The organism is Parageobacillus sp. KH3-4 (genome assembly GCF_022846435.1).
GTDB lineage: Bacteria > Bacillota > Bacilli > Bacillales > Anoxybacillaceae > Parageobacillus > Parageobacillus thermoglucosidasius_A.
In genome coordinates this window covers 3694432-3707465 of sequence record NZ_AP025627.1, presented here as the reverse complement: position 1 = coordinate 3707465, position 13034 = coordinate 3694432, and the positions used below count along the sequence as shown (strand labels likewise).

Here is a 13034-nt window from a genome sequence, read left to right as displayed (position 1 = left end):
CAAAGGGGGAGAAAAAATGGCGCACATTTACCGTCCGAAACATCACGTGCGGTTTGTGACAGCGTCAAGCTTGTTTGACGGCCATGACGCGTCGATCAACATCATGCGCCGCATTTTGCAGGCAAGCGGCGCAGAAGTGATTCATCTAGGGCACAACCGTTCTGTCGATGAAATTGTCAATGCCGCCATTCAAGAAGATGTGCAGGGCATTGCTGTATCTTCCTATCAAGGCGGGCATATGGAATTTTTTAAATATATGTACGATCTGCTTCAAGAGCGCGGCGCCTCCCATATCCGCATTTACGGCGGCGGAGGCGGCGTCATTATTCCGAGAGAAATAAAAGAGCTGCACGAATACGGCATCGCCCGCATCTTTTCGCCGGAAGACGGCCGCAAGCTCGGCCTGCAAGGCATGATTAACGTCATGCTCGAACAGTGCGACTTTCCGACCGTAACGGAAATTACCGATGAATTGGAGCGGCTGCCAAAAGGGGATGTTCAGGCGATCGCCCGCTTGATCACGCTATGCGAAAACCGCGTCGATATCTCTCATGAAGCGGCTGCGGCGATGGAGGAAGTGCTTGAAAAAGTAAAAGCGCTGACAAAACCGACGCCGGTTGTCGGAATTACCGGCACGGGCGGGGCCGGAAAAAGCTCGCTGACTGATGAGTTAGTGCGCCGTTTCTTAAACGAAATTCCAGATATTAAGATCGCGATTTTATCGGTGGACCCGACGAAACAAAAAACAGGCGGCGCGCTTTTAGGAGACCGCATTCGCATGAACGCGATCAACACGCCGCGCGTCTATATGCGCAGCTTGGCGACGCGAAATTCCCGTTCCGAATTGTCGCTTGCGATTAAAGATGCGATTTCGGTCGTCAAAGCGGCGGGCTTTGATTTAATTATCGTCGAAACAAGCGGGATCGGCCAAGGCGATGCGGCGATTGCCGAAATATGCGATATTTCAATGTATGTGATGACAAGTGAATTCGGGGCGCCGACGCAGCTTGAGAAAATCGATATGATTGATTATGCAGATTTGGTCGTCATCAACAAATTTGAACGAAGCGGTTCTGAGGACGCGAAACGCCAAGTGCAAAAACAATATCAGCGCAGCCATCAATTGTTTGATAAAGACCTTTCGGAAATGCCGGTATATGGCACGATTGCAAGCCAATTTAACGATCCGGGGACAAATACGCTATTCGTCGCGTTGGTAGATCTTATCAACAAAAAAGCAGGAACCAATTGGAAAACGAGCTTAAAAACGGTCTCGCATGTCGAAAAACATAATGTCATTATCCCGAACGGACGCCGCCACTATTTGCGCGAAATCGCCAAAACGGTCCGCAGCTATCATAAACGTGCCGAGCGGCAATCAGAGATTGCGCGCCGTTTGTTCCAAATGGAAGGAGCGATCGAAGCGGCAAAAGAGAGCGGCGAAAGCGAAAAAGTGATTGCGGCGCTCGAGGCGCTCAAGCAACATTACGAAAATGAATTAACGCCGGAATCAAAACGAATTCTTGATTCATGGGAAGATTTGAAGGCAAAATATGCGGCAAAACAATTCGTCACCAAAATTCGCGATAAAGAAATCGTAACGGACTTAACGACAAAAAGTTTAGCAGGATTGGACATTCCGAAAGTGGCGCTGCCAAAATTCAAAGACTACGGCGAAATTTTGCGCTGGGTGTATAAAGAAAATGTTCCAGGTTCATTCCCATATACAGCAGGTGTGTTCCCGTTTAAACGGCAAGGAGAAGATCCAAAACGGCAATTTGCCGGGGAAGGAACGCCAGAACGGACGAACCGTCGCTTCCATTATTTGTGTAAAGAAGATAAAGCAAAGCGTCTAAGCACCGCGTTTGACTCGGTAACACTTTACGGTGAAGACCCAGATTACCGTCCAGACATTTTCGGCAAAATTGGTGAAAGCGGCGTCAGCGTCTGTACGCTCGATGATATGAAAAAGCTGTATAAAGGTTTTGATTTGTGTGACCCACTGACATCGGTATCGATGACGATTAACGGTCCAGCGCCGATTATTTTAGCCATGTTTATGAACACGGCGATCGACCAGCAAGTCGAGAAGCGGGAAAAAGAACTGGGGCGTCCGCTGACGAAAGAAGAATACGAAGAAGTGAAAGCGTATACGTTGCAGACGGTGCGCGGCACAGTCCAGGCCGATATTTTAAAAGAAGACCAAGGGCAAAACACGTGCATCTTCTCCACGGAATTTGCATTAAAAATGATGGGTGACATTCAAGAATACTTTATTAAGCATAAAGTGCGCAACTATTATTCCGTATCGATTTCGGGCTACCATATCGCCGAAGCGGGAGCCAATCCGATTACCCAATTGGCGTTTACGCTCGCCAACGGCTTTACGTACGTCGAATATTATTTAAGCCGCGGCATGAAAATTGATGATTTTGCACCGAACCTTTCGTTCTTTTTCAGCAACGGCTTGGATCCGGAGTATTCGGTCATCGGCCGCGTGGCGCGGCGCATTTGGGCGGTCGTCATGCGCGAAAAATACGGAGCAAGCGAGCGAAGCCAGAAATTAAAGTATCACATTCAAACATCAGGCCGTTCGTTGCACGCTCAAGAAATTGATTTTAACGATATCCGCACGACGCTGCAGGCGCTAATGGCGATTTATGATAACTGCAACTCGCTGCACACGAACGCCTATGATGAAGCGATCACTACACCGACCGAAGAGTCGGTCCGTCGCGCGATGGCGATTCAATTGATCATTACGAAAGAATTCGGTTTGGCGAAAAACGAAAATCCGCTTCAAGGTTCTTTCATTATTGAAGAGCTGACCGATTTAGTGGAAGAAGCAGTATTGCAGGAATTTGAGCGTCTCAACGACCGCGGCGGCGTGCTCGGCGCGATGGAAATGCAATATCAGCGCGGGAAAATTCAAGACGAATCGCTGTATTATGAAACGAAAAAACATAGCGGCGAACTTCCGATCATCGGCGTCAATACGTTTCTCAATCCGAATCCGCCGTCCGAAGAAGAACTGAACAATATGCAGCTGGCGCGCGCGACATATGAAGAAAAAGAATGGCAAATCCAAAACTTGCGCGAATTCCAAGAGAGAAACAAAGATAAAGCGGGCAAAGCGCTAGAGCGCCTTAAGCAAGTGGCGATTAGCGGCGGCAATATTTTCGAAGAGTTAATGGAAACCGTAAAAGTCGCCAGCCTCGGACAAATTACGCGCGCCCTCTATGAAGTTGGCGGCCAATATCGCCGCAATATGTAGAGTGGAAAAGGAAATCGCTTGCCGATTTCCTTTTTTCATGGCATATAAAGATTATGTTATGATATGTATTGCCTTTGTTAAATATGTTTGTTTGTTGGTGAAACATTTTATACGGAAATCCGCATTTTTTTCCGTAAAGATCTAGCATAAACAGTAAGAATTTGTTTATAATGAATGGTATGTATTCATCGCATTCATTTGTCAGTTTATTACATAGAAGGGGAGTGCCGAATTTGAGTTTGCAGCAATACTCTCAAGAGGAATTGCGAGAAATGTCGTTTGTCGAACTCGCTAGTCTCGTTTTATCTGAGAAAAAGGAAGCGTTATCGTTTCAACAACTTGTTAACGAAGTTGCTGCGCTGATCGGTTTGTCTGAGCAAGAGATCAAAAAACGTCTTGCTCAATATTATACAGATTTAAATATTGACGGCCGTTTTATTTGTGTCGGTGAAAATGTTTGGGGCTTGCGCGTTTGGTATCCGTTTGATCAAACAGAAGATGAAACGGTAACGATCACCAAGCCGAAGAAGAAGAAAAAAGCGATTGATGATTACGATGACTACGATGAAATCATGGATGATGAAGATATCGATTATGATGATCTTGATGAATTCGACGAAGACGTGCTGGATCCAGATGAAGACGAACTTCTTGAAGATGACGAATTTGGCCTCGGCGATGAAGCGTTTGATGAAGACCTTCTTGGTGACGATGAATTTGACTTAGGGGATGACGAACTGGATGAAGATTTAGATATCGATGATCCGGAAGAAGAGGAATAATATTCTCTTGACTTTATTAATAGAACTATGTAAAATCTTATCTGGGCTCTTGAAAACAGACCGATGTAAATATATCGCTCCCTTACATATGCGTAAGTGGAGCGTTTTTTATTTTTGTATTTGGCAAACACTTAAATTGTCAGGGGGGAAAACGCAAGATGACAAAATATATTTTTGTTACTGGCGGTGTTGTATCATCGTTAGGAAAAGGAATTACGGCGGCGTCGCTGGGGCGGCTATTAAAAAACCGCGGCTTAAACGTGACGATTCAAAAGTTTGATCCGTATATTAATGTCGACCCGGGAACGATGAGCCCTTATCAGCACGGAGAGGTGTTCGTTACCGACGATGGCGCGGAAACGGATCTTGATTTAGGGCACTATGAGCGCTTTATTGATATTAACTTAAACAAATACAGCAACGTTACGACGGGAAAAATTTATTCTGCCGTTTTGAAAAAAGAGCGCCGCGGCGACTATTTAGGAGGCACGGTGCAAGTTATTCCGCACATCACGAACGAAATTAAAGAACGAGTATTTCGGGCCGGCCGGGAAACGAACGCGGATGTCGTCATTACGGAAATTGGCGGGACGGTCGGCGACATTGAGTCGCTGCCATTTTTAGAAGCGATTCGCCAAATAAAAAGCGATGTTGGCCGCGACAACGTCATGTACATTCATTGCACGCTCGTTCCATATATTAAAGCGGCTGGCGAAATGAAAACAAAACCAACCCAACATAGCGTAAAAGAACTGAGAAGCCTCGGTATTCAGCCAAACGTCATCGTTGTTCGCACCGAGATGCCGATATCCCAAGATATGAAAGAAAAAATCGCGCTATTTTGCGACATTGATCCGAAAGCGGTCATTGAAGCGCGCGATGCCGATACGTTATATGCCGTTCCGCTTATGCTGCAAGAGCAAAAATTAGACCAAATCGTTTGCGAACATTTAAAGCTGGATTGTAAAGAAGCGGACATGACGGAATGGAAAGCGCTTGTCGAAAAAGTGCGCAATTTGTCGAGGACAACAAAAATTGCGCTGGTCGGAAAATATGTCGAACTGCAAGATGCGTACATTTCTGTAGTAGAAGCACTGCGTCATGCCGGATATGTGTTCGACACCGACATTGACATAAAGTGGGTTAATTCCGAGCACGTCAATAAGGGGAACGTCGCCGATCTATTAAGCGACGTGGACGGTATCCTTGTGCCGGGCGGATTTGGCGACCGCGGCATCGAAGGGAAAATTGAAGCGATTCGTTACGCGCGCGAGCAGAAAGTTCCGTTCCTCGGAATTTGTCTCGGAATGCAGCTTGCTTCAATAGAGTTTGCCCGCAATGTCGTCGGATTAAAAGAAGCCCATTCCGCTGAATTTGACCCGAATACGCCGCATCCGATCATCGATTTGCTTCCAGAACAAAAGGATATCGAAGATTTAGGCGGCACGCTGCGTCTCGGTCTATATCCTTGCAAGATTCAAGAAGGAACGCTTGCCTATGAAGCATATCAAGATGAAGTGATTTATGAACGCCATCGCCACCGTTACGAGTTTAACAATCATTATCGTCAAATCATGGAACAGCATGGGTTCATCTTTTCCGGTACAAGCCCGGACGGCCGCCTTGTCGAAATTATTGAATTAAAAGACCACCCATGGTTCGTCGCCGCCCAATTTCATCCGGAATTTACATCGCGGCCGACAAGACCGCAGCCGTTGTTCCGTGAATTTATTAAAGCGTCATTGAAACAATCTTAGCATTTACACGAGAAAAGGACTATCTTCCGCATCGGTTGATAGTCCTTTTTTTATTACTCGTATTCTTCCAGAATATCATAAATGGTAAGCAAAAGACCATAATAGGCAAACGAGGCAGTAATCACCGTCGGCATGCCGATGCGGCTGCCGTCATCTTTTGGAATGATCGGTTTTAGCAATTTGCTGTCGATATGGACATCGACAATATCAACGAGCGATGGCTGCTCGTCTTTGACGACAGCGGAAATGGCGGCGATTTCCAGACCTCGTTCTTTTAATTGTTCGGCAAGGCGGATGGCGTCGTTGTCATGTGAAAACCGCGCAACCAATAAAACGCGGTCTGTTTCATCAATGTCGCTGCGCAGGCGGCCGTTTTCCATTAAACGGGTTGCCCGTGGCAGCGGATCCGGCCCGTAAAGCGCTTCGATGACGACCGCTTCCATTTCGTGAAAGCCGTGAAGCAGAACGCGGCCGTCCCCGACAATCGCCTGCGCAAGCAGACGCGCTCCGTCCTCGAATGCCATTTCTTCTTCTTCTGATATTTTTTTTAAATAGCCGATCATTTGCGTCGCAAAAATTTTCACTGTTCCTCCTCCTTCCGTTGCTTATTATAATAAACTGGTTTACCAATTGGAATTTATCCAAGTGCAAAAAAGCGGCAGGAAAATAACCGAACGATGCGAAACTAATAACATGGAACAAAAACAAAACAAAGAATTGGGGTGTCTATAGATGGGCAACAAAATTTTAATTGTCGATGATCAATACGGCATTCGCATTTTGTTAAACGAAGTGTTTCAAAAAGAAGGATATACGACATATCAAGCCGCTAACGGCATGCAAGCGCTAGAAATCGTCCAAAAACACCGCCCTGATTTAGTGTTGTTAGACATGAAAATTCCTGGAATGGATGGGATCGAAATATTAAAACGATTAAAAGAAATCGACCGAGATATTAAAGTCATTATTATGACTGCTTACGGGGAGCTTGACATGATTCAAGAAACAAAAGAATTAGGCGCGATGATGCATTTTGCGAAGCCGTTTGATATCGATGATTTGCGCGCGGCAGTGAAAAGGCTTTTATTTTCGTAGGAAAGTTGTCACGTTTTCCTTGAGTTACAATGTTGCTGTTTTGTTTGTAAGTTGGTATGCTTATAACGTAAGACTATTTACGCCTTTCATACATATATCCTGCCGGAATGACGCATAGCTATTTTAAGAAAGGCGATGACGTTGAAGCATAAGGAGGATTTTACTATGCCTTTAGTATCCATGACAGAAATGCTTAACAAGGCGTTGCGGGAAAAATACGCTGTCGGTCAATTTAACATTAACAACTTAGAATGGACACAGGCGATTTTAGCGGCGGCGGAAGAAGAAAAATCACCGGTCATTCTCGGAGTATCCGAAGGTGCGGCGCGTTATATGAGCGGCTTTAAAACAGTGGTCAACATGGTCAAAGGATTAATGGAAGATATGAATATTACCGTTCCGGTAGCGATCCATCTTGATCATGGCTCCAGCTTTGAAAAATGTAAAGAAGCGATCGATGCTGGATTTACTTCTGTCATGATTGACGCTTCCCATCATCCGTTTGAGGAAAACGTTAAAATCACTTCTCAAGTGGTGGAGTATGCTCATGCGCGCGGCGTATCGGTAGAAGCGGAATTAGGCACGGTTGGTGGCCAAGAAGACGATGTTATTGGTAAAGGCATTATTTATGCGGATCCGAAGGAATGTGAAGAATTAGTCAAACGGACAGGGATTGACTGTTTAGCGCCTGCTTTAGGTTCTGTACACGGTCCGTACAAAGGGGAACCAAAACTGGGATTTGCGGAGATGGAGCAAATTCGTGACCTGACAGGTGTTCCGCTCGTGCTTCACGGCGGTACAGGCATCCCGACAGAACAAATTCAGCGCGCCATTTCCCTCGGCACTTCAAAAATTAACGTCAATACTGAAAACCAAATGGCATTTACAAAAGTTGTCCGCGAATTGTTGGCGAAAGATGAAAAAGTATACGATCCTCGCAAAATTATCGGTCCTGGTCGCGACGCGATTAAAGCGACAGTAATTGGAAAAATGCGCGAGTTTGGTTCTTCCGGAAAAGCAGTCCAATAACATTTCGATCATTGGGAAAGGGAAACGCTTGACGAAACGACGCACGTTGTGATGTTATCGCGGGTTCCCTTTCCCACTTTATCAACGCTAAGGGGGGGTATTGCTATGAAATTTTTCATTGATACGGCCAATTTGGAGGAAATTAAAAAAGCGAACGAGCTTGGCATCTTAGCCGGCGTGACGACAAACCCGAGCCTTGTTGCGAAAGAAAACGTCCCGTTCCATGATCGTCTCCGCGAAATTACATCGATTGTTTCCGGATCGGTTAGCGCTGAAGTCATTTCCACCGATGCAGAAGGAATGATTGAAGAAGGAGAAGAGCTGGCAAAAATCGCCCCGAACATTACGATTAAAGTGCCGATGACGCCAGAAGGGCTTAAAGCGGTGAAAGTATTTACCGAAAAAGGAATTAAGACGAACGTTACATTAGTGTTTACGGCCAACCAAGCGTTATTAGCGGCACGCGCTGGAGCGACGTACGTATCTCCATTTCTTGGCCGCCTAGACGATATCGGACATAACGGCTTTGAACTCATTTCTACGATCGCCAATATTTTTAATATTCACGGAATTGATACGGAAATTATCGCCGCTTCGATCCGTCATCCGCTTCATGTGACGGAAGCCGCGCTAAGAGGGGCGCATATCGCTACTGTTCCGTACAAAGTATTAATGCAGTTGTTTAACCATCCATTGACGGATCAGGGAATTGAAAAGTTTTTGGCAGACTGGAATCGGCAAAAATAACAGAAAAATAACAGTCAACTTCGTTAAAGAAGGGAGACTATAATGGAAAAAATCAAAATTATCGGCGGCGATCCGTTGCAGGGAACGATAAAGGTAAGCGGCGCAAAAAACAGCGCCGTTGCCCTTATTCCCGCGACCATTCTTGCTGATTCACCAGTTACGATTGAAGGATTGCCGGATATTTCTGACGTGCGGATTTTAGGAGACTTAATTGAGGAGATTGGCGGAACGTTCCATTTCGATGGCAAAAAAGCGGTCATCGATCCGACAAATATGGTACCAATGCCGCTGCCGAATGGAAAAGTAAAAAAATTACGCGCTTCGTATTATTTAATGGGAGCGATGCTTGGCCGGTTTAAAAAAGCGGTTGTAGGGCTGCCGGGAGGATGCCACTTGGGCCCGCGCCCGATTGACCAGCATATTAAAGGCTTTGAGGCGCTGGGAGCGAAAGTAACGAACGAGCAAGGCGCAATTTATTTGCGCGCAGAAGAATTGCGGGGTGCCCGTATTTTTTTGGATGTGGTAAGCGTGGGAGCGACGATTAACATCATGTTGGCAGCGGTGCGCGCCAAAGGTCGGACGATTATTGAAAACGCTGCAAAAGAGCCGGAAATTATTGACGTGGCGACACTGCTTTCCAATATGGGGGCAAACATTAAGGGCGCCGGAACTGACGTCATTCGCATCGATGGCGTCGAGAAATTATCGGGATGCCGCCATTCGATTATCCCGGACCGCATTGAAGCTGGTACATATATGATTGCTGCAGCAGCGATGGGAAAAGAAGTAGTCATCGATAACGTTATTCCTCAGCACGTCGAATCATTGACCGCGAAATTGCGCGAAATGGGCGTTCATGTGGAAACGAGCGACGATCAAATCCTTGTTTCCAGTATTCCGGATTTAAAAGCAGTGGATGTGAAAACGCTTGTTTATCCTGGATTTCCAACTGATTTACAGCAGCCGTTTACTTCTCTTTTAACAAAAGCGCACGGAACAAGCGTCGTTACCGATACGATTTATAGCGCCCGTTTTAAGCATATCGACGAGCTTCGCAGGATGAACGCGAACATAAAGGTGGAAGGCTGTTCCGCCATTGTCACTGGCCCGATTCAACTGCAGGGCGCAAAAGTAAAAGCGAGCGATTTGCGCGCAGGCGCAGCGCTTGTTATTGCCGGTTTAATGGCAGAAGGGCTTACCGAAATTGCAGGAGTGGAGCACATTGACCGCGGATACAGCAATCTTGTCGAAAAGTTAGCAGGAATAGGCGCGACGATTTGGCGAGAAAAAATGACAGACGAAGAAATTGAGCAAGTCAAAAATGCGTAGTCAACGAAGGGGAGGGGGAGAAGTCCCAATGGAAAGAAGTTTATCAATGGAGCTAGTTCGCGTCACGGAAGCGGCCGCTCTTGCCGCCGCCAGATGGATGGGGCGGGGCAAAAAGAATGAAGCGGACGAAGCGGCAACGTCAGCAATGCGCAACGTATTTGATACGATTCCGATGAAAGGAACAGTCGTCATCGGCGAAGGAGAAATGGACGAAGCGCCGATGTTATATATTGGAGAAAAGCTCGGCAACGGTTATGGACCTCGCGTGGATGTTGCGGTAGACCCGCTGGAAGGCACGAATATCGTCGCTTCTGGCGGCTGGAACGCATTGGCGGTCGTCGCTGTGGCTGATCACGGCAATTTGCTTCACGCTCCTGACATGTATATGAACAAAATCGCCGTCGGTCCTGAAGCGGTCGGAATGATTGATATTGAAGCGCCGGTGATCGATAATTTGAAAGCTGTCGCCAAAGCGAAAAACAAAGATATTGAAGATGTCGTTGCCGTCGTATTAAACAGACCGCGCCATGAACGGCTCATCGCTGAACTGAGAGAAGCGGGAGCGCGCATCAAGCTGATCAATGACGGCGATGTCGCCGCTGCGATTAATACCGCATTCGACCATACGGGTGTCGATATTTTGTTCGGTTCCGGTGGGGCGCCGGAAGGAGTGTTGGCCGCGGTGGCGCTCAAATGTTTAGGCGGGGAAATTCAAGGAAAATTGCTGCCGCAAAATGATGAAGAATTAGAACGATGCAAAAAAATGGGCATTGACGTCAACAAAGTGTTGCGCATGGAAGACTTGGTCAAAGGGGACGATGCGATTTTCGCCGCTACCGGTGTCACGGACGGAGAACTGCTGCGCGGCGTGCAATTTAAAGGGACATACGGTCTCACCTATTCTGTTGTCATGCGGGCCAAATCGGGGACGGTTCGCTTTATTGAAGGCCGCCACAGTTTAAAGAAAAAGCCGAATTTAGTCATTAAATAAAAACGGGACTAGCGGGGCGCGAAAGGTAAAACCTGTCGCCCTCGTTTATTTTTATCAGTGAAATGAAAAAACTATTGATTAAAAAACGGCAAAAAGGGTAAAATAGTCATGCTGCATGTGCATAAAATAAGCTCTGCCATTCTACTTCTTATTTTCAGCCTTCATCGCCTTCTTTTCATCCCGTCCGTTTCAATTTCATTAAATGTTCAAAGGCAATATGGGAGAAAATGAAAAATTGCAAAAGTGTGGTGTCGAAATGGAGTTAACACTGTCTACGTTAGAAAATATGAAACTAAAAGAGCTATATGAGCTCGCTCGCCAATATAAAATTTCCTATTACAGTAAACTCACGAAAAAAGAGCTTATTTTTGCCATCTTGAAAGCGCGTGCGGAGCAAGACGGATTGCTTTTTATGGAGGGCGTGCTCGAAATCATTCAATCAGAAGGATTCGGTTTTTTACGCCCGATCAACTACTCTCCGAGTTCAGAAGATATTTATATTTCCGCGTCGCAAATTCGCCGCTTCGATTTGCGAAACGGGGATAAAGTGTCCGGGAAAGTGCGCCCTCCAAAAGAAAACGAACGCTATTTCGGATTGCTTCATGTCGAGGCAGTCAATGGCGAAGATCCGGAAGTCGCGAAGGAACGGGTGCACTTTCCAGCGTTAACACCGTTATACCCAAATCGACAAATGAAATTGGAAACAACTCCGGACAAGCTGTCAACGAGAATTATTGACTTGATTGCCCCGGTCGGGTTCGGGCAGCGCGGCCTGATTGTAGCTCCTCCAAAAGCTGGGAAAACGATGTTATTAAAAGAAATCGCCAACAGCATCACGACAAACCATCCAGAAGTGGAACTCATTGTTCTCCTTATTGACGAACGACCAGAAGAAGTAACCGACATCGAGCGATCGGTGAATGGGGATGTCGTCAGTTCGACATTTGACGAAGTGCCGGAAAATCATATTAAAGTTGCGGAACTAGTGCTAGAAAGAGCGATGCGTCTTGTTGAACATAAACGAGATGTCGTCATTCTGATGGACAGCATCACTCGTTTAGCTCGCGCTTATAACTTAGTCATCCCGCCGAGCGGCCGCACGCTTTCGGGGGGGATTGATCCGGCTGCGTTCCACCGTCCGAAACGGTTTTTCGGAGCGGCGCGCAATATTGAAGAAGGCGGCAGCCTTACGATTTTGGCTACTGCCCTTGTCGATACCGGTTCGCGTATGGATGACGTGATATACGAGGAATTTAAAGGAACCGGAAACATGGAGCTTCACCTTGACCGGTCGCTGGCGGAGCGGCGCATTTTCCCGGCGATCGATATCCGCCGTTCAGGCACGCGCAAGGAAGAGCTGCTCATCCCAAAAGAGCATCTTGAAAAGTTATGGGCGATTCGAAAAACGATGTCTGATTCCCCTGATTTTATTGAACGATTTTTAAGCAAGCTTCGTCAAACAAAATCAAACGAAGAATTTTTCGCCATGTTGGATGAAGAATGGAAAAATAACGGAATTGTGCGGATTTGACAGGAGATTCGCAAGCAATTCGTATAGGAGCTAGGACGATGGAGGAACAAATCGGCAAAAATCACCGGTTGCAAAAGGAAAACAAAGTTGTTATAATTTTAACATGTGTGTTTTGGTAAACGCCAATATATGATGCAAATAACGATATATAAACTCTGTTTCGAAATGATACAGGGCGGAAGGAGATGAAAACAATGAAACCAGGAATTCATCCAGAGTACAAAAAAGTCATCGTGCGTTGCGCGTGCGGAAACGAATTCGAAAGCGGTTCTGTGAAAGATGAATTGCGTGTGGAAATCTGCTCCGAATGCCATCCATTCTATACAGGACGTCAAAAATTTGTTTCTGCTACAGGACGTGTCGATAAATTCAACAAAAAATACGGCTTAAAATAAGAAAAGCGGAAGGAGCCATTGTTTCGCCTAAAGGCAGCCCGCGTCCTGTGGGCAACGGCGAAATGTTGCCTTCATGGCTCCACAACAGGCGCCAATCACGTCCT

Annotated in this window: 11 protein-coding genes; 10 read left to right on the top strand and 1 reads right to left on the bottom strand. The window is 46.3% G+C overall.

The genetic code is table 11. From position 1 onward, the window contains the following. Window positions 1-16 precede the first annotated feature (16 nt). The 3 genes from icmF to MWM02_RS18770 all read left to right on the top strand — a co-directional run bounded on the left by icmF (window position 17) and on the right by MWM02_RS18770 (window position 5813). The gene (icmF, locus tag MWM02_RS18780; protein ID WP_244402673.1) at window positions 17-3274 is read left to right on the top strand and encodes a fused isobutyryl-CoA mutase/GTPase IcmF; all 3258 of its coding nucleotides are present in this window, start codon (window positions 17-19) and stop codon (window positions 3272-3274) included. Window positions 3275-3507: 233 nt separating this feature from the next. Further along, window positions 3508-4056, top strand: a complete 549-nt coding sequence (rpoE, locus tag MWM02_RS18775) for a DNA-directed RNA polymerase subunit delta (protein ID WP_198401613.1) — start codon at window positions 3508-3510, stop codon at window positions 4054-4056. A gap of 158 nt (window positions 4057-4214) precedes the next feature. Next, on the top strand, window positions 4215-5813 hold the full coding sequence (locus MWM02_RS18770) for a CTP synthase (RefSeq protein ID WP_064552816.1): 1599 nt from the start codon (window positions 4215-4217) through the stop codon (window positions 5811-5813). Window positions 5814-5866: 53 nt separating this feature from the next. On the opposite strand, the gene MWM02_RS18765 is transcribed toward MWM02_RS18770, so the two are convergent. Beyond that, window positions 5867-6397, bottom strand: a complete 531-nt coding sequence (locus MWM02_RS18765; RefSeq protein ID WP_064552815.1) for a DUF2529 domain-containing protein — start codon at window positions 6395-6397, stop codon at window positions 5867-5869. 148 nt (window positions 6398-6545) lie between these two features. On the opposite strand from MWM02_RS18765, the gene MWM02_RS18760 reads away from it, so the two are divergent. The 7 genes from MWM02_RS18760 (at window position 6546) to rpmE (ending at window position 12930) form a co-directional block, all read left to right on the top strand. After that, a complete protein-coding gene (locus MWM02_RS18760; protein ID WP_064552814.1) occupies window positions 6546-6908 on the top strand; it encodes a response regulator in 363 nt (120 codons plus the stop codon). Window positions 6909-7073: 165 nt separating this feature from the next. After that, the gene (locus MWM02_RS18755) at window positions 7074-7937 is read left to right on the top strand and encodes a class II fructose-bisphosphate aldolase (RefSeq protein ID WP_064552813.1); all 864 of its coding nucleotides are present in this window, start codon (window positions 7074-7076) and stop codon (window positions 7935-7937) included. 105 nt (window positions 7938-8042) lie between these two features. Next, window positions 8043-8684: a fructose-6-phosphate aldolase gene (fsa, locus tag MWM02_RS18750; protein ID WP_064552812.1), complete on the top strand. Its 642-nt coding sequence runs from the start codon at window positions 8043-8045 to the stop codon at window positions 8682-8684. A 42-nt stretch (window positions 8685-8726) separates the two neighbouring features. Next, window positions 8727-10013 carry a UDP-N-acetylglucosamine 1-carboxyvinyltransferase gene (locus MWM02_RS18745; RefSeq protein ID WP_064552811.1) on the top strand — a complete coding sequence of 429 codons (1287 nt, stop codon included), beginning with the start codon at window positions 8727-8729 and terminating at the stop codon, window positions 10011-10013. Between the two features lie 28 nt (window positions 10014-10041). Beyond that, window positions 10042-11004, top strand: a complete 963-nt coding sequence (glpX, locus tag MWM02_RS18740; protein WP_064552810.1) for a class II fructose-bisphosphatase — start codon at window positions 10042-10044, stop codon at window positions 11002-11004. Between the two features lie 256 nt (window positions 11005-11260). Then, window positions 11261-12535, top strand: a complete 1275-nt coding sequence (rho, locus tag MWM02_RS18735) for a transcription termination factor Rho (protein WP_064552925.1) — start codon at window positions 11261-11263, stop codon at window positions 12533-12535. 194 nt (window positions 12536-12729) lie between these two features. Beyond that, window positions 12730-12930 carry a 50S ribosomal protein L31 gene (gene rpmE / locus MWM02_RS18730; RefSeq protein ID WP_064552809.1) on the top strand — a complete coding sequence of 67 codons (201 nt, stop codon included), beginning with the start codon at window positions 12730-12732 and terminating at the stop codon, window positions 12928-12930. The last annotated feature ends 104 nt before the right edge of the window (window positions 12931-13034 follow it).